17 protein-coding genes are annotated in these 20,057 nt (G+C 60.7%); 5 read left to right on the top strand and 12 right to left on the bottom strand.

Features of this window, described 5'->3' with window-relative positions; translation table 11 throughout:
- Positions 1-50 precede the first annotated feature (50 nt).
- Entirely contained in the window at positions 51-1,463 is a 1,413-nt protein-coding gene (locus AC13Q5_RS20220; RefSeq protein ID WP_488502927.1) for a lipopolysaccharide biosynthesis protein, read from the top strand.
- On the top strand, positions 1,460-2,602 hold the full coding sequence (locus AC13Q5_RS20215) for a glycosyltransferase family 4 protein (RefSeq protein WP_488502926.1): 1,143 nt from the start codon (positions 1,460-1,462) through the stop codon (positions 2,600-2,602). Before AC13Q5_RS20220 ends, AC13Q5_RS20215 begins: the two co-directional genes overlap by 4 nt.
- On the opposite strand, the gene AC13Q5_RS20210 is transcribed toward AC13Q5_RS20215, so the two are convergent.
- The 10 genes from AC13Q5_RS20210 to AC13Q5_RS20165 all read right to left on the bottom strand — a co-directional run bounded on the left by AC13Q5_RS20210 (position 2,555) and on the right by AC13Q5_RS20165 (position 13,646).
- Complete coding sequence (locus tag AC13Q5_RS20210) at positions 2,555-4,021, bottom strand: glucosamine inositolphosphorylceramide transferase family protein (protein ID WP_488502925.1); 1,467 nt, start codon at positions 4,019-4,021, stop codon at positions 2,555-2,557. The two genes, AC13Q5_RS20215 and AC13Q5_RS20210, sit on opposite strands and share 48 nt — an antisense overlap.
- Positions 4,022-4,264: 243 nt before the next feature.
- Positions 4,265-5,155: an intradiol ring-cleavage dioxygenase gene (locus AC13Q5_RS20205; protein ID WP_075852981.1), complete on the bottom strand. Its 891-nt coding sequence runs from the start codon at positions 5,153-5,155 to the stop codon at positions 4,265-4,267.
- A 7-nt stretch (positions 5,156-5,162) separates the two neighbouring features.
- Entirely contained in the window at positions 5,163-6,917 is a 1,755-nt protein-coding gene (locus AC13Q5_RS20200; protein ID WP_488502924.1) for an FAD-dependent monooxygenase, read from the bottom strand.
- On the bottom strand, positions 6,910-8,025 hold the full coding sequence (locus AC13Q5_RS20195) for a branched-chain amino acid ABC transporter permease (protein WP_488502923.1): 1,116 nt from the start codon (positions 8,023-8,025) through the stop codon (positions 6,910-6,912). The genes AC13Q5_RS20200 and AC13Q5_RS20195 overlap by 8 nt, the downstream gene beginning before the upstream one ends.
- Positions 8,026-8,032: 7 nt before the next feature.
- Positions 8,033-8,896, bottom strand: a complete 864-nt coding sequence (locus tag AC13Q5_RS20190; RefSeq protein WP_488502922.1) for a branched-chain amino acid ABC transporter permease — start codon at positions 8,894-8,896, stop codon at positions 8,033-8,035.
- On the bottom strand, positions 8,883-9,605 hold the full coding sequence (locus AC13Q5_RS20185) for an ABC transporter ATP-binding protein (RefSeq protein WP_488502921.1): 723 nt from the start codon (positions 9,603-9,605) through the stop codon (positions 8,883-8,885). Before AC13Q5_RS20185 ends, AC13Q5_RS20190 begins: the two co-directional genes overlap by 14 nt.
- Positions 9,605-10,324: an ABC transporter ATP-binding protein gene (locus tag AC13Q5_RS20180; RefSeq protein WP_488502920.1), complete on the bottom strand. Its 720-nt coding sequence runs from the start codon at positions 10,322-10,324 to the stop codon at positions 9,605-9,607. The genes AC13Q5_RS20185 and AC13Q5_RS20180 overlap by 1 nt, the downstream gene beginning before the upstream one ends.
- A 51-nt stretch (positions 10,325-10,375) precedes the next feature.
- Positions 10,376-11,656, bottom strand: a complete 1,281-nt coding sequence (locus AC13Q5_RS20175; protein WP_488502919.1) for an ABC transporter substrate-binding protein — start codon at positions 11,654-11,656, stop codon at positions 10,376-10,378.
- A gap of 56 nt (positions 11,657-11,712) precedes the next feature.
- Positions 11,713-12,774, bottom strand: coding sequence for a maleylacetate reductase (locus AC13Q5_RS20170; RefSeq protein WP_488502918.1), 1,062 nt, complete (start codon positions 12,772-12,774; stop codon positions 11,713-11,715).
- Positions 12,774-13,646: a dioxygenase family protein gene (locus AC13Q5_RS20165; protein WP_488502917.1), complete on the bottom strand. Its 873-nt coding sequence runs from the start codon at positions 13,644-13,646 to the stop codon at positions 12,774-12,776. Before AC13Q5_RS20165 ends, AC13Q5_RS20170 begins: the two co-directional genes overlap by 1 nt.
- Before the next feature lie 97 nt (positions 13,647-13,743).
- On the opposite strand from AC13Q5_RS20165, the gene AC13Q5_RS20160 reads away from it, so the two are divergent.
- Positions 13,744-14,694 (top strand): LysR family transcriptional regulator, encoded by a 951-nt coding sequence (locus AC13Q5_RS20160; RefSeq protein WP_457880482.1) that lies wholly within the window; start codon positions 13,744-13,746, stop codon positions 14,692-14,694.
- Positions 14,695-14,759: 65 nt separating this feature from the next.
- Here the strand turns inward: AC13Q5_RS20160 and AC13Q5_RS20155 are convergent, their stop codons facing one another.
- On the bottom strand, positions 14,760-15,746 hold the full coding sequence (locus AC13Q5_RS20155; protein WP_488502916.1) for a hypothetical protein: 987 nt from the start codon (positions 15,744-15,746) through the stop codon (positions 14,760-14,762).
- 452 nt (positions 15,747-16,198) lie between these two features.
- On the opposite strand from AC13Q5_RS20155, the gene AC13Q5_RS20150 reads away from it, so the two are divergent.
- Positions 16,199-17,932, top strand: a complete 1,734-nt coding sequence (locus tag AC13Q5_RS20150) for a tetratricopeptide repeat protein (RefSeq protein WP_488502915.1) — start codon at positions 16,199-16,201, stop codon at positions 17,930-17,932.
- Positions 17,933-18,155: 223 nt separating this feature from the next.
- Entirely contained in the window at positions 18,156-19,112 is a 957-nt protein-coding gene (locus AC13Q5_RS20145; protein ID WP_488502914.1) for a TadE/TadG family type IV pilus assembly protein, read from the top strand.
- Positions 19,113-19,197: 85 nt separating this feature from the next.
- On the opposite strand, the gene AC13Q5_RS20140 is transcribed toward AC13Q5_RS20145, so the two are convergent.
- Positions 19,198-20,034: a bifunctional allantoicase/(S)-ureidoglycine aminohydrolase gene (locus AC13Q5_RS20140; protein ID WP_488502913.1), complete on the bottom strand. Its 837-nt coding sequence runs from the start codon at positions 20,032-20,034 to the stop codon at positions 19,198-19,200.
- Positions 20,035-20,057 lie beyond the last annotated feature (23 nt).

The following is a 20,057-nucleotide window of genomic DNA, read 5'->3' as shown; positions in this document are numbered from 1 at the left end:
AGGCGCTGCAGGCCATTCGGTCGATAGCAATCAACACAGGATTTAGGGCGTTGAGTGAGAAAGCTGGCAGCAGCGATACTTTATCGGCCGAAACGCCGCCGCTCGCGAGCAACCTGCGCTTGTCGATCGGCGCGCTTGCCAGGAGCGGCGCCGTTGCGGGGGCCATAAAGCTCGCCAGTGCCGGCCTGTCATTCCTGATGTTCGTCGCGGTCGCCATGACGACCGATGAGCGGCAGTTCGGTCTCTATAGCGCCGCCTATGCCGGAGCGAGCCTGGTCTCCTTCTTCGCCATCGTCGGCCAGCAAAGCGCCGTGCTCAGATTCTGGCCGCAATATGCCGGCAACAATGATCTGAAATCGGCAAACGGCATGATGGCCCGCTCCATCCTTGTCTCGCTTGCCGGGCTCGCTGGCTTCAGCCTGCTCATTCTCATCATCGGCTTCTCGCCATTCGCCGGCACACAGACACCCGAATGGCTCGCGATCTGCGTGGCGACCATGGTCTTGGCCTTCGCACTTGGCTGGTCGGAGTTCGTCGCTTGCGCCCTTCGCGCCAAGAATGCGCTCATCTTCGCGCTGCTGCCACGCGACGTCCTGTGGCGCGCGGTGGCAATCCCGGTCTTCGTCCTTGCCCATTTCATGCAAATTAAGATGAGCGCGGTGACGGCAACCTACCTGACGGCCGGATTGCTGCTCCTCATGATCGCTCCGCAAACATTCGTCCTGTTCCGCGATACGATCCGCGCCCAGCGCGGTCCGCTTACAAAAGAACAGAAGGATGAATTCAAGACCGTGACATTCGGGCTCTGGGGCGTCACGGCGCTCCCGCCGGCACTCAGCCAGGCGAGCACCTTGCTTGTCGCAGCCATTCTCGGCCCCGAAGCCGCCGGCGCAATTTTCGTGGCGGATCGAACGATGCGGCTGGTCGTCCTCGCGCTCAACGGCATCAACCAGGCACTCGCGCCGCAAATCTCGGCTGCCTTCTATACTGGAGACAAGGCGCATGTGCAGCGTATCACCAGCTTGGCCGCACTCGGCGGCTTCATCATCGCCTTGTGCGTGCTGGTATCCTTCCTGATCTTCGGTGACCTGATCCTGTCGATATTCAATCACGCCTATGCAACACCGACGATGCAGATGACGCTGATCATCTTCGGCATCGGTGCGACAATCGGCACCGCCTGCGGACCGACCGAAATCCTCATGCAGTTGACAGGCCTTCAGCACGCACTCTTCAAGCTGCTGGTCATCGTCAACACGTTCGGGCTCTGTGCAACGGCGGTGCTTACCTATTGGCTCGGTCCGATCGGTGCTGCGCTCGCCATCGCCGGCACGATCATCGTTTGGTGCGTGACCGCCGTGTTCATCGCGCGCCGCACCATCGGCATCAACCCATCGATCCTTGGCTTCCTTGCCGGTGAAGACGCCCTGGCCGCCCGCTCCTTCCTGAAAGGCCGCTCATGAAAATCGTGCAGGTACAGACCCAGGCGGAAGCAGGTGGAGCGCAGCGGATTTCGGATATGGTCGGTGAAGGGCTGCGCGCGCGCGGCCATGACGTACGCACCGTCTTCATGTACAGGAAAACCGACGTCTACGACCGCGACCCTTATGCGGATTTCATCCTCACCGAGCCGCCACGCGGTCTGCTCGGCCAAATGCGGGCAGCCGTCGGACTTGGGAGTTATTTGCGCAACGCCCAGCCGGATGCGGTCATCACCTTCCAGCACTACGGCAATATTTTCGGTACCATCGGCGCGCGGTTCGCCGGCGCGAACTTCATCATCGCAAACCAGAGCGGCGCACCGCAAACCAGAGGCGTCAGGGGAATTCTCACTCAGATCGACAAACTGATGGGCACGCTCGGCGCCTATCACGCCAATGTCGTCAATTCGCGCTGGACGGAAGCACAGTTCGACACCTTCCCGAAAGCCTATCGGCGCCGGATGTCACGCATCGATCACGGCGTCCCCGCACCTTCGGTCGCCTTCGACAAGGCAGCCGCGCGCGCCGCCTTCGGCCTCCCTCAGCAGGCATGGCTTGCCGTTTCTTCCGGCCGCATGGCGTATTCGAAGAACCAGATCGCGCTCGTTGGCGCCCTTGCCCATCTGCCCGACATTCATCTCGCCATCGCTGGCACCGGCCCCGAGCAGGATGCGATTATCGCTCTTGCTCAGGACAATGGCGTCGCCGACAGGCTGCATCTCGTCGGCGAAGTGCCTCCCGCGCGCATCTTCGAGTTTCTGGCGGCGGGAGACGCCTATGCTTTCTCGTCATTGACGGAAACCTTCGGCCTTGCCGCAGTCGAGGCGGCCATTTCCGGGCTGCCGGTGGTCACGAGCAAGCTGGACGTGCTGCGGGAAGTGCTGACGACGGATGATGGCGAGGCCGCCGCGCTCTTTGTCGATGCCGATGCAAGGGGAGTGGCCGAAGGACTTGCCGAACTCATCGCCAAGCCGGCGCTTGCGGCGAGGCTTGCCGCCACCGGACGGCAACTGAAGGAACAATATTCGCCGGCCCGCATGTGCGCCGGTTACGAAGAGCTGCTCCTGTCGCGCTCACTTTCGCACGGCTGCGATCCCGTCGATAACCTCCAATCGGCCTGAGCGGTTGAGCGTATGGATTTTCGGATAGGGCCAATCGCCATGCGCCGCGATCGGGCGGGGCGGCGATAGCCGAACCACCTTCTCATCCAGCTCCAGCAGTTGCGAGATACCGAGCCCGCCGCCGTAACCGAGCGTTCCGTCCTGAACCGGCAGATAGATGCCGCCGCCCTCGCGGACGAAAGCGCCTCCCGGGCGCGCCATGCGACGATCGATGAGAACCGGGTTCAACACATGCGGCTTCCAAGGGCCGGCGAGCCGCGACGCATGGAAGACCACGAGCGTATCGGACGTGCTGCCATAGCCGTCGCGATCGGTCGCAAAGAGCCAGAGCTGTCCGCCATGATCGAGCAGGGTCGCATCGGAAATCTCGCCCTCGACGAGCACGGCTTCGGGAGCCCAGCGATCCGGAAACTCTGTCGCCCGATAGAGGACGAGTTTTCCGCCAGAACTCGCCTCCGGCAGCATCCAGATTACGCCGTCACGTTCGAAGACCTGCGGGTAGGAGAGATGGTATGGCTCCTCCAGCACGCAGCGCGGCTTTCCGGGCACGCCGGCGGCATCGAACGGCACGACGGAGATGACGGCCTTGCCTGTCGCATGCGGATAATCCTCCACAAAGAGGAAGGAATGACCCCGCCATTGAAACGGAAAGGGGTCCGCATAAAAGCGATCTCCCGTATCCGGGAGCACCGACCAACCGCGGCCAAGCTCAAAGGCGCTCGCCACACCCGGCCCGTCCGTGAAGCGATAGCCGACACGCCAATGCGCATGGCGAAAGCGCGCACGCCGCAATGCCTCTTGGCCCAGCCGCGGCAGCGCTGCCGTCAAATAAGTCGACGCAAAAGATGCCGTTTCACCTGTCAGGCCCTCGGATGCCACAGAGATCAGCTCATGCAAGACGAGCCGGTTCTCGACAAAGGCGCGAACCACGGAAACGGCAAGCGTGATGGCGCGCGCCAGGACATCCTCAACGCCGAGCGCAACGGACTCACGTTTGTCGATCATTGGCCAGGCTCGGTCTATGACGGTCCTCCCATCCAGAACAGCTTCGATGACAGGCAACGTGCCGGCGGCGACCGCCGTCGCAACCGATAGGTCGGAATTGAAGCCGTCGAAGTTCAGCGCAATGGTTGGAACATCCGATGGCGCGACATTGCCTGTAAGATCCAGCCGAAGTGCTGCGGACCGGTTGCGACCGCTTGCTGGGATTTGCGACAATGGCGCGGCAAGAGCCGGATCTCGTCGGCGAAAGATCTTGCGCTCGAAAGAAAGAGCGGCGTTGACCGTTGCCGGCCATGCGTCCGACCCGGATTCATGTATGACGGCGATGTCGTGTCCGTCTGTTTGCAGACACGCGACAACGATCTCCTGCCATCGGCGTGGAGCAGATTTTGGAACGATGATATCGATCGATGGCATGGCGCTTCCTATCCCCAGCGGCATCGGCGAGCCTTCTGAGACTTGGAAACTACATTTATTCGGGAAAGCTTACTTTCACGTTATTCTAAGGTTGTATTGAAGAATTACGCGTCACTACCTGCGACGAAGAATTTCCACAAGCAAGTTCAAGCGTCCGCAGCGCCCATGATGGAGCGCCGCGATCGCTTGTCGCCTAGAGCCGGATGTCGTCCGAAAACCGCCCACACTTTTCGGCATCACGCTCTAGTTTCGCTTGCGCTCCGGCGCCAGCACGAAATCGTGCTCGACCTGCCAGAACGGGCCGCGGAAACCGAGATCCTTGGCGCGGGCGGGATCTTCGGTGAGCCTGAATTCGGCAAGCAGGCTTTCCTTGACCCCGAAGACCGCATCGGAATGGATATAGGGGTCGTCGGGATCGAAGATATGGGTCGTCAACGTCTCGAAGCCATCCGCCTTGATGATGTAATGCAGATGGGCGGGCCGATAGGGATGGCGGCCGAGCGCATCGAGCAGCTTCCCGACAGGACCATCGTCCGGGATTGGATAGTATTTCGGCTTCACCGCTCGGAACCAGTATTGCCCGTCCTTGCCGGTGCGGAAGACGCCGCGCAGGTTGAAATCGGGCTGGATGCCCTTCTGCTGGACATCGTAGAAGCCTTCGTCATTGGCCTGCCAGACATCGAGCACTGCGTTTTCGATCGGCCTGCCCTCGGTATCGAGAATACGGCCGCCGATCACCATGTCCTCGCCCTTCTGGTCGAGGCAGATATTGGCCCCCATCGGCAACTCCGGCGCGTCCGCGACATGGAAAGGCCCGAGGACCGTGCTTTCCGAAGCGCCCGACGGCTTGCGGTTGTTGATCGCATCGACCAGCATCGACACGCCGAGCACATCCGACAGCAGAATGAACTCCTGCCGCCAATCGGTGCAAGTATGGCCGGTGCGGGTGAGGAAGAAGATCGCCTTCATCCATTCCTCCTCGGTTGGCTCCAGCTCCTTAACCGCCTCGTGCAGCTTGCGGGTGACGACCTCCATCACCTGCTTCAGCCGCGCATCGCTGGTATTGGCGTTACGGCTCGTGACCACCTCGACGGAATTTTCCTCGGTGAAATAGCCTTTTTCTTCCACGCTCATGATTGCCTCACAGATCCAGAATTGTCTTCAGCACGCAGCGAAGCTCGTGTTCCGGCTCGTCAACCGCCGTATCCGAACGCCAGGCGACGTGATGGTCCGGACGCACCAGCAACACGCCGGCGTCGCGGATTTCGCGGGCGCGTGCCCAGTCTCCCGTCAGGTCCTGCCACTCCTGCCGTGGGCCGATCTTGTGGACGGCAATCGGCAAGCCCAACTCCTTCGACAAGACCCTCGCCGCAGCAATCCAGCCGTCGCCACCGATGCCGGTCAATATGGTGAAGACGCCATGACCGGTGAGATCGAGGCTCGATACTTTCTTGCCGCTATCGTTGAACAGCCAGGCATGCGGCAGCCGCGCGCCCGGCCACGTCGTCGGTTGGAAATGCAGTTCCGCATCTCTCGCATAGGCCGGCTCCGGCTGCCCGTCCTTGACGACGGCATTCGAGGCGTAGCGATGGTTCATCTCCACGCCATGGGCGTCGAACTCGTAAACCTTATGGGCAATTGCCTCGCGAATGGCAGTACGCTGGCGCTCAGCATCGGCATTGTCATCGCAGCGCGCATCCATGTTCTGCTGCATCTTCACCGGATCGACGGAATCGAGCAGACCTAGCGACTTGAAGATCGGACCGAATTCCTCGATCGACTTGTTGGCGCGGGTGACGATCTGTTTGGCGACCGGCGCACGCTCAGCTTGATAGCTCTCAAGCAGGCCCATGCCGGCCTGACCTCTCAGAACCATTGCCAGCTTCCAGGCAAGATTGAAGCCATCCTGGATCGAGGTGTTGGAGCCGAGGCCGTTCGAGGGCGGATGGCGATGGGCAGCATCGCCCATGCAGAAGACACGACCATTCGACATGCTCGTCGCGTACATGTTGTTCACCGTCCAGGTCGAGACGGATTTGATCTTCGGCTTGAGATCGGCAACGCCGACCAGTTCACGCACGACCTTGGTGGCAAAAGCATCGTCGACCTGCGGTGCCGGCTGGTTGATGTCATAGCCCCAGACGATCAGCCATTCGTTCCATGGCCGCACCATGCGCACGAGACCCATGCCGATGCCGCCAACATCGGCGCCAGGCTGCAGCACCCAGTAAAGCACCGACGGACGATGGGCGACATAGCGCGAGAGATCAGCCTCGAAGAGGATGTTCATCGAGCCGGCGACGCCCATCTTGCCTTCGAAGGTCAGGCCGGCATGTTCCGCGACCTTCGAATTACCGCCGTCGGCACCGATCAGGAACTTCGAGCGGATCGTCAGCTCCTTGCCGGTCAGACGGTCGAGACAGGTCGTCGTGACCCCTTCGGCATCCTGCACGTGGCTCACATACTCCGTCGACATGCGCGCCTGCGCGCCGCGTGAGCAGGCTGTCTTGAATAAGAGCGGCTCCATGTAGGTCTGCGGCAGATCGTTCATGTGGGCGGGCGATGAAAGAAGGTGTTCGGCGCGCGACAGAGGATGGTTGCCCCAGCTCTGCATGCGACCGATCTCCTCGCCGGCAACCGCCGTGCAGAAGACGTTCTGCCCCATCAGATCCTGTTCGACCGCGAAGAGATAGGCCTCCTCCTCTACGTCTCGGCCGAGGTCGCGCAGAACCTCCATCGTGCGCTGATTGGTGATGTGCGCGCGCGGCGTGCTCGCCAGCCAGCGATAACGGTTGACCACCATCGGCTCGAGACCGTAGGTCGCAAGCAGCGCTGATGTCGCCGAACCGGCGGGTCCCGTACCGATGATCAGAACGTCGGTGGTGATGTCAGCCATTTGGCCCTCCCTTTTCATCATGTAACGTCGATCCGCCTTTCAGCAGGCGGCGGACCGGAAAGAGTTCCCAACCGGTACGGCTGGATATGAGACCCCAGAGGCCCCTTGGCGCGAACAGCATCGTGACGATGGCAAGCGCGCCGAGCGCCAGGAGATACCAGGAGCCGTAGCTCGAAAAGGCATTCTGCAGCAGGAAGAAGACGAGCACGCCGACAAGCGGCCCTTCGATGGTACCGATGCCGCCGATGACGACAATGAACACGACATAGGCAGTCCAGTCGGTGAGCGAGAAGGCGGCGTCCGGCGAAATCCGCGCCTTCTGCAGATAGATGAGGGCGCCGACCATGCCGGTCACGAAGGCGGTCGCCAGATAGACGATGATCTTCAGCCGGCGCGCATCGACGCCGAGTGCACGCGCTGCCGTCTCGTTGTCACGCACGGCGGCAAGGCCGAGGCCCTGCTTGCTGCGCAGAAGCTTGTAGATGAGACCGATCGTCAGCGCCGTCAGAGCCAGCGCCAGCCAATAGGTGAGCGCATCGGCCGCGGCTGCCGAGCGCATGCCGAACCAGTTCTGCAGCAGCGAAATGCCGAGCATGTCCTTGGTGGCTTCGCGCGGCAGCGAGGTGCCCGTTCCACCGCCAAGCATCTTCCACTGGGCGAACAGCAACCGCCCAACTTCGGCGATGACCCAGGTGCCGATCGCGAAATAAGGCCCGTAAAGCCGGAAGGAGAAGAAGGCGGCGGGTGCTGCGATCAGCATCGCGAAGAGACCGGCGAGCGGAATGGCGAGGATCGGATCGACCCCGGCAAGAATGACGAAGCCGAAGAGCGCATAGGCGCCGCAGCCGACGAAGAGCTGCTGCCCGACCGAGATCAGCCCGGCATAGCCGGCAAGCAGGTTCCAGCTCTGCGCCAGCGCCAGCATGGTCAGGATGAAGAACAGATCCTGCACGACGCCGCGCGACACCATGAAGGGTGCAGCGGCGAGCGCGACCACCGCGACAAGCGAGAGGATGGTGAAGATGCTGGAAAGCCGCGTCCGCGTTTCCACCCGCCAGCCCGGCGGCACTGCGATTTCGGTCGGCATTGTTTCGAAACCTGTGGTCATGACGGCCTCAATCCACTGCCCGAGGGAAAAGACCGCGCGGCCGGAAGAGCAGCACGAGCAGGAAGGCGATATGCCCGGCCAGGATCTGCCATTCGGGATTGATCGCCGCGCCGAACGTCTGGGCAACCCCCAGGATGACGCCACCGGCGAGCGTGCCCCACAATGAGCCGAGACCGCCGATGATGACGGCTTCGAAGGCATAGATCAGCCGCGCCGGCCCTGCCGTGGGATCGAAATTCGCCCGCATGCCGAGATAAAGCGCTGCGACCGTGACGATCATCATCGCAAGCCCGGTCGCGATGGCGAAGATGGAATTGGGCCGAATGCCCATCAGGCTCGCCGTCACCACATCGTCCGACGTCGCACGGAAGGCGCGGCCGAGTTCGGTGCGGTAGATGAGCTGGTTCAGGCCGACGATGACGAGGACGGCCGAGGCAAAGGTGAAGAGCGGCATCAGCCCGGCAGAGACGCCGCCAAATTGCAGCGATGCCGTCTCCAGAGCGCCGGCGGAGATCCGCCGGCTATCGGCCGTGAAGCTTTCCAGAAGACCGTTCTGGATGACGATCGACAGGCCGAAAGTGACGAGCAGCGGCGGCAGGATATCCTTGCCGAGGGTTCGGTTCAGCAAATGATATTGCAGCAGCCAGCCCGCTGCGAACATCAGCGGTGCGGCAACGAGCGCTGCGAGGAAAGGATCAAGCCCAAGCAGCGAGACCAGCACCAAAATCAGGAACGCGGCCAGAACAATGAGATCGCCATGGGCGAGATTGACGAGGCGCATGATGCCGAAGACAAGGCTGAGGCCTGCGGCAAACAGTGCATAGAGCCCACCGAGCAGCACACCCTGCAGAAGCGTATCAAGCCAGTTCATGGGTATCCGCTCCGAAATAAGCCGCATGGATATCGGCGCGATCGAGTTCGGCCGGACGACCGGTCAGGGTGATGCGGCCCTCCATCATGCAATAGACACGGTCGGCGACCTTCAATGCCTGGGCGATATCCTGCTCGACGATGACGATAGCCGCACCCGCAGCACGGATATGGGAAAAGGCGGCATAGATATCCTTGATAACCACAGGCGCGAGACCAAGGCTCAATTCATCGCAGAGAAGGACTTCCGGATTGGATATCAGCGCCCTTCCGATCGCGACCATCTGCTGCTGCCCGCCCGAAAGCGCCGTCGCCGGATTGCGGCGTCTCTCCTTCAGGACCGGGAATAGCGAATAGATGCTGTCGAGCGTCCACGGCCCCGCGACCCGCCGGCCATAACGGCCGATCTGCAAATTCTCCTCGACCGTCAGCGAGGGAAACAGCTTCCGGCCCTCGGGCACGAGCGCGATGCCGCGCCGAACCACGTCGGATGCGGCCAGGGCACCGATCGGCTCGCCGCGATGCAAGACCATCTCGGGCTTGTTGGCGATGACACCGGCAATCGCGCGCATCAGCGTCGATTTGCCGGCGCCGTTCGCACCGATGACGGCGATGGTCTCGCCGGCCTCCAGATGCAGATCGACACCAAGCACCGCCTGGAAATCGCCATAACCAGCCATGAGGCCGCGAGTTTCGACAAGGCTTGCCATCAGACTTCCATCCCCAGATAGATTTCCCGCACCTCGTTCGAGGCCATGATCGCATCGGGCTTGCCGATGCCGATCACCCGGCCGAAATTCAGCACGAGGATGTGCTCGGCCACCGCAGTCAAGGCATGCAGCACATGCTCGATCCAGATGATCGCAACGCCGCGCTGGTGAACTCGCTTGATCGTCGCGACCAGCTGACGGCACTCGCCTTCCGTCAGCCCGCCGGCAATCTCGTCGAGAAGCAGCAGCTTCGGCTGGGTCGCAAGCGCGCGGGCAAGCTCAAGCCGCTTGCGCTCAAGCAGGGTCAGCGATCCAGCCGGCACATTGGCCTTGGCGATCAGGCCTGTCTCGACAAGAATATCAGCGCAAAGAGCTGCAACCTCCCCTTCCCGCGCCTTGGCGCCGAAGGCACCAGCAACGAGCAGGTTTTCATACGTCGTCAGGCGTTCGAACGGCTGCGGGATCTGGAAGGTTCTACCCATGCCGGCAAGGCACCGCTGCATCGGCGGCGCATGCGTCACATCGCGGCCATCGAACTCGATCGATCCTCTGGCAACGGAGAGATTGCCATTGATGAGGTTGAACAGCGTCGATTTGCCGGCGCCGTTCGGCCCGATCACGCCGAGCGCCTCGCCGGGTTCGACAGAGAAACCGATATCCTCGGCGACGACGAGCGCGCCGAAGGATTTCGAGACTCCGTTCAGTTCAAGCATGGGCATTGATCACTCTCCTCCGGAGGCTGCCCGACTGAGCGCGGGCAGCCTTCTCCCTCACGCCAGGGCCTCGAGCTTGCCGCCAAGCGGCACGGTCGGCGCCAGCCCATTTTCGACGACGACGAGATCGTAGCCGCCGCCGGATTTCAGTCTCCACTGCCCGCCGACCAGCGGCGTCTTGGCGACATTCTTCTGGGCGAATGGCGGCAGCTTCTCGTTGCCCCAGGCAATCGGCCCGACGAGCGTATCGAGCTTCGTTTCGCCGATGGCCTTGGCGACCGCCTCGGCATCGCCTGCATCTTCCGCTCGCTTCATGACATCGACGGCCAGTTCGAAGAGCGCATGGGCAAAGCCGATCGGCTGTGTCCATGGACGCCCCGTCGCCTTGGTGAAGGCATCCGCAACAGCTGAAGCGGTCTCGCCTGTCAGCGATGACTTGAAAGGATGCGTCGGAGTCCACCAGACTTCGGTCGAAAGATTGTGGCCGGCATTGCCCAACGCCTCGACAGTCTGCGGGAAGAGAAGCGCTTTGCCGATCGAGGCGACCTTCGGCTTCAAACCTTGTTGCTTGGCCTGGTTCCAGAATGTTGTAAGATCGGGTGGGATCATCACCCCGGTCAGAATATCTGTGCCTGCCTGCTTGAAGGCGTTGATCTGAGCCGAGAAATCATCCGTCAGGTTCTGATAGCGACCGGTATCCGTCAGCCCGTAGCCGAGCTTTTCCAGAACCGGCGGGAAGCCGACGACCTTGTCGCCCCAGGCATTGCCGTCGCCATCGTTCGGAAACAGGCCGCCAACCTTCTTGTTGGTCTCGATCTGGCTCCACATGCCGGTGAAGACGGCGATGATATCCTCAAGGCCCCAGAAGAAATGATAGGCGTAGTTGAACGGCTTCCACGAGGCGGGATCGCCCGGATTGCCCTGCTGACCGATGAACCAGGGCTGCCAGGGCGCGACGGTGGAGATGCAGGGCATCTCCTCGCCCTCGCAGGTCGTGGAAACCGGATTGGTCGTCTCCGGCGTCGAGGACACCAGCATCAGATTGATCTGATCGTCGACGATCAGCTGCTTTGCCACTTCCGCAGCACGGTTCGGATTCGACTGACTGTCCTTGACCACGACTTCGTAGTTCAGGCCCTTTGCCTTCATCGTCGCCAGGAAGGCGTCGATGACGAACTTGTCGGCCTCTCCGAAGCCTGCAAGCGGTCCTGTCTGCGGGCTGACATAGCCAAGCTTGATTGCCGCATTCTTGGCAATCGCCGGCATGGCCAGGCCGGAGGTCGCAATCAATGCACCGCCGGCAGCTGTCGTCTTTAGAAAATCGCGTCTTGTAAACATGTTTCCTCCCCTCATCGTCTCTCCTCCCAAAGAGCGCGCCCGCAGGCGCCTTTGTCTCAGTCCCTTGGCCGCCGGCCCTCCCATGCCTCCTGCAACAACAGGCGGATCGCGTCGCGGTCGATCGGCCGCGGGTTCCAGTAAGGATTCTCGACGGCGATCGAAGCCGCATGATCGAGATCAGCTTCGCTCAGCCCGAATTCCTTGAGCGACAGCGGCGCGCCGATTGCCTTGGCAAAATCCCAGAGCCCACCGCCGATCGAGCCGCCGAAGACAGCGGCTGCTTCTGTCAGCTCCGGCGCTGCGGCGGCCGCGTTGAAAGCGGCCGTATGCGGCAGCATCACCGCGTGGGTTTCGGCGTGCGGTGTGTCGAAGGAACCGCCGAGCGTGTGGCAGATCTTGTGATGCAGCGCCATGCCGACGGTGCCGAGCACCGAACCGCAGAGCCAGGCCCCATAGAGCGCATCGCCACGGGCGTCCGCATTTTGGGGATCATTGACGATGACGGGCAGGCTCCGCGCAAAAGCACGCAGGCCTTCGAGCGCCATCAGGCTCGAAATCGGATTGCGATCCCGGGCATAAAGCCCCTCGACGGCATGGGCTATGGCGTTGAGCCCACTCGTGACGCTCATGGCGACCGGCAGCCCGAGCGTCAGCACGGGGTCGTAGATAACGACTTCAGGCAAAATCTTAGCATCACGCACCGTGGTCTTGCGGCCACCTTCGGTCTGACCGAGGATCGGCGTGACCTCGGAGCCGGCATAGGTCGTGGGAACAACGATCTGGAGAAGATCGGTACGATAGGCGATCGCCTTGCCGAGCCCAGTGGTCGATCCGCCGCCAAGGGAGATGACGCAATCCGCCCCGGTCTCGGTCACGACCGTCATCGCTGCCTCGGTCACCTCGACCGGCGTGTGCATCGTGGCGCCTGTGAAGATGCCGCAGGCAAGCTGGCCGATTTCCCGGGCCAGCGCTTCCGCATCCGACTTCTGGTGCGGCGTCGACAGAACCAGAGCCCGCTTGCAGCCGGCCTTCACGACCCATTCCGCCACCTTGCTGCGGCTGCCGGCGCCGAAGACGATCTGGGCTGAGCTGCCCGCATAGGAAAACTCTCGCGACATCATGCCCTCCCCGGCTTTGTTCGAACCATGACGAAGGTAAGGCTCACGGCTCTGGCCCGCTTTCCGTCAATCTCGACGGGTTCGAAGCAGGCGACAAGTTCGGGCCGAACCCCAAAAAGAGCATCTTCGCCAAGATGCGGGTCGCTTGCATCGTAGATGTGGGTCGTAATCGTCTCGAAACCCCTGGCCCTGATGACGAAATGCAGGTTTGCCGGGCGGCGTAGCGGATAGCCCGCCCCGGTAAGCAGCCGCCCCACCGGTCCATCATCCGGCACGCCGTAACCGGATGGCATCACCGAGCGATACCGGAGCCGTCCATCGGTATCGGTGCGGAAGAGACCGCGCAGATTGTGCTCCGGCTGCAGATCCGGCTGCTGGTTTTCATAAAAGCCCTCGCCATTGGCCTGCCAGGTGACAACCTCGGCGCCGGCAATCGGCAGCCCATCGAGGTCCTGCACCCGGACGGAAACCGTCAACGGCTCACCGATACCGTCGAGCGAGATCGAAGACCCTGACGCCCGTTCCGGCGCATCATTGCGAAAGAAAGGCCCACGGATCGTATTCGGCGTCGCCGCTTGCGGCCGGCGCGAATTGATCTCCTCGACCAACGCAGAAGCACCAATGAGATCGGACAGTAGCACCCATTCCTGCCGCCGATCGTCCGAGGCATGGCCGACCTCCGTCAGGAAGGCGATGAGTTTGCGCCATTCCTCCTGGCTCGGGCGGAACTGCTTGATGAGATCGTGAACATGAGTGACGGCCGCAGCGATCAATCTCGGCAGATTACCGTCACCATTCGCCGGGAAGCGCTCGGAGAAAGCCTCCGCCGACATCGCTTCGCTGAATGTGAGCGCCTTAGCACGCTCCACCATGCTCATCCTCCAGGATCTGCCATGCATTTGAACGAACATTAGCAGTTGAACGCGCATGGATTGATGATTTTGTTGTCATTCAATATAACAGATCGTTATGAAGCTAGACGAACGTCACCTCATTCAGCTTGCAGCCGTGGTGAAGACAGGCGGCGTCACGGAAGGCGCGGCATTGCTGGGCCTGGCCCAGCCAGCCGTTTCGCGCACATTGTCGATGCTGGAAAAACGCATCGGCGAGCCGCTCTTCATCAAGGGACGCCGGCCGCTGCAACCCACGCCTCTCGGCCTATCGCTGGCTGAGCATGGTCTCGTCATGCTGGCCACCTCGCGCAAGGCTTCCGATCTGGTCGAAAGCTTCCGGGTCGGCAAGAGCGGGGTCGTGCGGATCGGCGGCACGCCCTTCTTCATGGACGCGCTGATTGCCCGGCTCTGCGCCGAATTTCAGGCCAGCCACCCAGACGTACGCATCGACCAGAGCTATGGCTATTTTCCCGACCTGCGCGCAGCGCTCAAAGCCGACCAGATCGATCTTGCCATATGCCCGATCGACATACTCGATGAAGGTTCCGGGCTCGAATTCCAGCAGATCCTGCCGGGACGCAACGTCGTCGCCTGCCGGGTGACGCATCCGCTGCTTCTGAAGCGCCGGCCGCAGCCAAGCCACCTCCTCGATTATCCCTGGATTGCGCCGCCGCCGGGAAGCCCGCTATTGGCCGATCTGAGGGCCTTGCTGCTCTCCTTCGGCGCGACCGAGATCAAGATCCGCTACACGGGCGGCTCGTTGATGAGCGTGATCAACTATCTGAAATCGGCCGATGCGCTGACTGTCATGCCTCATAGCGTCGTCTTCGCCCAGCGCAAGGAAAAGACGATCACCGCGCTGCCGATCACCATTCCTCATCCGGAACGCGCTCTTGCGATCCTCAAGCGCATCGATGCTCCGCGCGCGCCTGCCGTCGATCAATTTGCAGAATTCGTCCGTTTGGGCTTCCAGGATCTTAGGCACCTGATCAAACGCCACGAGGAATCGGTGATCTGGGGAGTTTGACGACGACAGCTGGGTGCCCGAGGCGAAGCCACCTTGGAACTATCTCCGGCTGACAAGGGTCTTCTTCAGGCCCACTCTTCCGCCAGTCCTCTGTCGGCGGTCGCCATCGATTTTTCGCCGAGTGGCTCCAGAGCCGACAAGACATTGGTAAAAGCTTCATCGAGGATGAGCAGCTTGCGGGCATGCGCATGCGCATATTCTTCATAAAAGCCGCGCGAGATCCATAGTTGGGAGTGGCCACGCCGGCCGCTCCAGCCGATGCCTCCGATCGATTCCGCCGCGGCAAGCTTGCGACTGGTATGAGCTCGCGACAGACCGAATGATTGAGCGAGATAGGAAATTGAGCTCACATCCGTCAGAAGCCTGCCTTGTCGCGCCAGCACCTCGGGCTCTATTCCGGCGATCAGCCGGTCCATCAGCAGCCCGCCGGCATCGGCCCAGGTGAAGATCGTATAGAGTGGACCAGGGCTGCGGATTGCGGGACTCGTCAAAAGTGCGTGCGCCGCAATCGGCTGCACCAATGCCAGCAGGTTTTCCGGCTCGGTGTGGAACCTGGCCGCCCTGCCGCCGCCGCCAATGAGATCGAGAGCTTGAAAATGTACGCTATACCAGTGGGCCAGCATCTGCAGTGTGAACGGCGCCGGCGCGACCTGCTCCAATTGCGGACCACTGGAGGCCGCGATCGGGCGAATGACATCGTATTGCAAGGCTTCGTCAAAGAAAGCATAGGCCGTATTGCGGCTGGCGATCGCATATTGCAGAGCGAGATTTCCAAGACCGCGCCGGGTCAGTCCTGTTCCGGATTCGCGAATTGTTCGAAAGTAGTCTCCCAGCGCGGCATGGCAAAGGAGCCAGCGTTGCTGTGTCGCAAAAAGTGCCGCGGTTCGCGGCGAAGCCTCATGAACTTCGACGAAGCTCCGCGCCAGCAAGAGGACTGCGCGGGAGAATGCCACCGGCTCAAAGAGACCGTCTGCCTTGTCGGTCGGCAATGCCCGGCTGGCACGCATGCCACCTGCCGGCCGATGCACTCGAAAATCAAGCACCTTTCCCATGGAAAGCTCTCTCAAGATTGTCGACTGGCTGGCGTCCAGGAATTGCTATGCCGTTCCGGGACAATCATGCTCGTGAAGAATGCACAATCCGAAGAAGCGCGGGCAGCATTAAAGAATATCCCCACCTGTTCTTGATGATATCGAGCAGATCCCCTCAACCCATGAACAACCGCCGTAATTTCTCATTATCTATTTCAACAATAGTCAGAACAGCGCAGTGAGGTCTTGATAAAGCCCCGTCAAGATTCTGATATTTTCTGAAATTTTTCTGAAATCGGTGATTTTGCTTGGAAAATTGGCACTTAGCCAACTCCGTTTGAGCTTGCCACTCGACCAATGTAAGCGATGTGATCTTTTTCTCGGTAGCGGCGTCGACACGTTGACTGTCGAGCCAGCCTCTCCTTATATTGCGACATAATTTAAATGGTACAGTTGGGGATCATTGGGAGCAGGTGTTTTATTTTGCTGGATTCGTTCTCGATCCAGATCGTGCAGAGCTTCACGGGCCTGACGGTTCCGCGATCCGGCTGCGCCCAAAAGCTTTTGAACTGCTGAATTTTCTCGTCGCGAATAACAAGCGCGTTGTCGGCAAACAGGAACTGATGGAAGCGGTCTGGCCCGGGATCTATGTCGGGGAAGACAGCCTGTTTCAATGCATTCGCGAAATCCGCACGGCGCTCAACGATACTGAGCGGCGCATGATCAAGCTTGTGTCTGGCCGTGGCTATCTATTCACCGCCGAGGTAACCGCAAGGCAGGAGAGCGTGGCACTGCAGCCTGCAGGGCGGGATATGCCGGTCTCCAATGCAAGCGTCATGGCAAATAGTGCCGGGACATCTGATCCTCGCGGATCGCGCAAGGTTTTGACTTTCGCCGCGTTGGCAATGCTTTGCGCGATTGCCACCATCATTGGTGCCACTGTCTTTTCCTCTCGGCTCCACGATGTTCTGGGTTCGGGTCAATCGGTCATCGAAGTTCTGCCTGTTGTCGATACTGTCGGCGATTCCCAGAGCGCCGTTTTGGCGCAAGGCATCGCCGCGGAGATGATCAACGGCCTCGCCGCGATCGACAATATCCGTCTGATAGCTTCGCAGGAACAAAGCCCGGCGGCAGCCGCCAACCCGATTTCGCGAATTGGCGGCGAAGCCGATTTTCTCTTGCAGAGTGAGCTGCAGAAAAGTCCGCAATCCTGGATCCTTCAAACACGGCTCATAAAGGTGAGCAGCCGCGAGATCGAATCCGTCGCCGAGATAACGCTGGATGCCAACGAGCCTGATAAACAACGCCTTGCATCTCGGCTCGCTGCGGGCGCAGGCTATGAGCTCGCCAACCGCCTCAACAAACTTGGAGAGACCGATAGTCCGACCCCACGGTCCGGCGCCGCCAGTGTCGCGATCCAACAGGCGACCGCGTCGATCAATCAGACGACGAAGGAGCGCTTCGCGACGGCGCGATCGATTCTTGAAAAATATCTGAGCGATCAGCCTGATAATACCGATCTGCAGATCGCGCTTGCCACGCTGCATCTGCGCGGCATTCAGCTCGCCTGGTATGATCCAGCCGAGGCCAAGGCAGCAGAAAACGAGGCAAGATCCCTGATCGAGCACGCGCTGCGAACAAAACCGAACTCTCTCCCCGTGCTCGACATCTATTGCCGTTTTCTGACTGCAACCAACCAGTTCTCAGAAAGCCTTGTGGCGTGTGCAAGAGCGCTGAGCCTCAATCCATGGGATGGCGCGGCACTATTCCAACTTGGCCTGACGCAGATCCAGCTCGGGCGTTTCGAGGATGCGCTTGCGACATTCGAGCGGGCCGACCGCTTCGACACTCCGGCGGTGTCTCGCTGGACCTGGCTGCTGGGCGCGGGATGGGCTGATATAGTCCTCAATCGCAATGAAGATGCCATCGGATGGCTGCAACGATCTATCGCAATCACGCCTGGGACGGGACGCGCGCATATGCTTTTGGCAACCGCCTATCAGAGATTGGGTCGGTCGGATGAAGCCAAACAGGCTCTGGCGCAAGGGTTGCAACTGCGGCCAGGCTCGACAGCTGCGAATATTTCCCTGCCCATTCGCAATACCAGCCCGATCTACCTCGAAGCCCGCGAGAAAATTAGCCGAACGCTGATCGAGCTCGGGCTACCGGCCGGCGACGAAGCCCAAAAATCAGACGACCGGAACTAACAAGGAAAGTATTGCCGAACACCCATCTGCGATTGCTGCAATATCCACCCTGGATCAACACTCATAGCATGAAGCAATACCGAAGCATAAGTGCGGTACCGCCAGTCGGCCGCCAGCCATAAAAATACAACTCATGGCTAGAAGTTGGGCCACCTTCTAAACCACGTCTTTATATGTTTTGCCCATTCTCCGGCCAAAGCTTAAGTCTTTTCTGGTAGGAATAATGGGCACTCGCTTTTTTCGGCAACTATGCTGCCTGGCAAACGATCGCGCTGGCAATTTCGCGACACTGACGGCGCTGATCGCGGTCCCGCTGGCTGCGGCTGCCGGCATGGCAGTTGATTATGCGTCGGCGGTGCATCAGCGAACGAATTTGCAGGAAATCTCCGATGGCGCCGCTCTGGCCGGCGGCAAGATTTTCGATGGCACCAACTTGGCTGCCGCGCAGGCAGAAGCAACACGTTTCATCACCGCCTACGCAGACACGACACCTGCCAACCTCAGCTATGCCATCACAGCAAATGGACGCATCCTTTCGGTCAATTTGACCGGAGCGGTGCCCACGAACCTGATGCGCATCGTCAACATCAATAGCGTCAACATCGGCGTGAACTCTCAGGCCACGGCCCCGGCAAAACCTGACATCGTGACGATCACCCCGACACAGGCGCAGGGATGGTACTACAAAGTCATCACGATCCGCGTCGTTAGACCCAACGCCACAGCTGAAACCGTGGTCGGCACCGTGACCTATCAGCCGACGACTCATAACAACGATGGTCAGGGCACCATGACGGCCGTCCCGTCCGGCCCGATTACGCTGGGCCAATACACCAAGCTCGTACTACAGATGGACGTCAAGGACGATGGCTGCCCGCTTGGCAAAACGGCGTCCATCTCGAACAACAACGCCGTAAGCTGCAACAGCAAGAGCTCGGCCAGCACAAAATACGATCTGACCCTGCGGACGGATGATCCGAATACGTCGAACTACCTCTTCGTTGACGGTAGCCAACTCCCCAAGGGCGTCACCTTGCCGATCGAGAATTATTTCGGCTGCCAGGCAGCGCAAAAGCACGCCTGGGAAGACGGCGGCGGTTGGGACCGACAGGACTTTTTCTATACGATCTCATCGCAATGTTCCTCAGCCGATGGCGATGCCGTGCGCCTCACCAACTGATGCGGCGGCAATCGGGCAGACGACTGGACGTACAAAACCAGCCCGGCACCACAAGTGGCGCCGGGTTTTTCTTGAAGCGGCTTGCTTAACGGCGTGAGCCGAAGGGGCGAAGCGCCATGTGGCGGTTGACGTCCTTGTAGAGCAGGTAGCGGAACGGTCCTGGGCCTCCGGCATAGCAGGCCTGCGGGCAGAAGGCGCGCAGCCACATGAAATCGCCGGCCTCCACTTCGACCCAATCCTGATTCAAGCGATAGACGGCCTTGCCCTCAAGCACATAGAGGCCGTGCTCCATGACATGCGTTTCCGCGAAGGGAATGACGGCGCCGGGCTGGAGAGTGACGATCGTAACATGCATGTCGTGCCGCAGATCGGATGGATCGACGAAGCGGGTCGTTGCCCAACGTCCCTCCGTGCCCGGCATTACGGATGGCGCAATATCCTTCTCGTTCAAGATGAGCGGCTCGGGATGCGCCAGTCCCTCGACGGCCTCATAGGCCTTGCGGACCCAATGGAAGCGGGCATGGGCACCCGAGCGATTATGCAGCGACCATTTCAGGCCCGGTGGCAGGAAGGCATAGCCGCCCGGCTGCAGGACATGCTTGCCCGATGGCAGCGTCAGCTCGATCTCGCCATCGACGACGAACAATACGCCCTCGGCCTCGGCATCCTGCTCCGGCCGGTCGCTGCCGCCACCCGGCGCCACTTCCATGACATATTGCGAAAAGGTCTCGGCAAAGCCCGAAAGCGGCCGGGCGATCACCCAGCAACGCGTATCGTTCCAGAAGGGCAGATAGCTGGTAACGATGTCCTGCATCACTCCCTTGGGAATGACTGCATAGGCCTCCGTGAATACGGCACGCCCCGTCAACAGGTCGCTCTGCGGCGGATGACCGCCCAGAGAGGAGTAGTATTTTCTTTCCATTGTCTAAGCCCTTCATTCTCATC

The sequence above is a fragment of the Martinezella sp. CNPSo 3964 genome, from assembly GCF_057784375.1.
This window is presented reverse-complemented; position numbering and strand designations above follow the sequence as displayed.

Bases quoted from the DNA above. Each gene is read 5' to 3' on its own strand.
- AC13Q5_RS20215 (WP_488502926.1), top strand. From the start codon at position 1,460: ATGAAAATCGTGCAGGTACAGACCCAGGCGGAAGCAGGTGGAGCGCAG.
- AC13Q5_RS20210 (WP_488502925.1), bottom strand. From the start codon at position 4,021: ATGCCATCGATCGATATCATCGTTCCAAAATCTGCTCCACGCCGATGG.
- AC13Q5_RS20205 (WP_075852981.1), bottom strand. From the start codon at position 5,155: ATGAGCGTGGAAGAAAAAGGCTATTTCACCGAGGAAAATTCCGTCGAG.
- AC13Q5_RS20200 (WP_488502924.1), bottom strand. From the start codon at position 6,917: ATGGCTGACATCACCACCGACGTTCTGATCATCGGTACGGGACCCGCC.
- AC13Q5_RS20195 (WP_488502923.1), bottom strand. From the start codon at position 8,025: ATGACCACAGGTTTCGAAACAATGCCGACCGAAATCGCAGTGCCGCCG.
- AC13Q5_RS20190 (WP_488502922.1), bottom strand. From the start codon at position 8,896: ATGAACTGGCTTGATACGCTTCTGCAGGGTGTGCTGCTCGGTGGGCTC.
- AC13Q5_RS20185 (WP_488502921.1), bottom strand. From the start codon at position 9,605: ATGGCAAGCCTTGTCGAAACTCGCGGCCTCATGGCTGGTTATGGCGAT.
- AC13Q5_RS20180 (WP_488502920.1), bottom strand. From the start codon at position 10,324: ATGCCCATGCTTGAACTGAACGGAGTCTCGAAATCCTTCGGCGCGCTC.
- AC13Q5_RS20175 (WP_488502919.1), bottom strand. From the start codon at position 11,656: ATGTTTACAAGACGCGATTTTCTAAAGACGACAGCTGCCGGCGGTGCA.
- AC13Q5_RS20170 (WP_488502918.1), bottom strand. From the start codon at position 12,774: ATGTCGCGAGAGTTTTCCTATGCGGGCAGCTCAGCCCAGATCGTCTTC.
- AC13Q5_RS20165 (WP_488502917.1), bottom strand. From the start codon at position 13,646: ATGGTGGAGCGTGCTAAGGCGCTCACATTCAGCGAAGCGATGTCGGCG.
- AC13Q5_RS20160 (WP_457880482.1), top strand. From the start codon at position 13,744: ATGAAGCTAGACGAACGTCACCTCATTCAGCTTGCAGCCGTGGTGAAG.
- AC13Q5_RS20155 (WP_488502916.1), bottom strand. From the start codon at position 15,746: ATGGGAAAGGTGCTTGATTTTCGAGTGCATCGGCCGGCAGGTGGCATG.
- AC13Q5_RS20145 (WP_488502914.1), top strand. From the start codon at position 18,156: ATGGGCACTCGCTTTTTTCGGCAACTATGCTGCCTGGCAAACGATCGC.
- AC13Q5_RS20140 (WP_488502913.1), bottom strand. From the start codon at position 20,034: ATGGAAAGAAAATACTACTCCTCTCTGGGCGGTCATCCGCCGCAGAGC.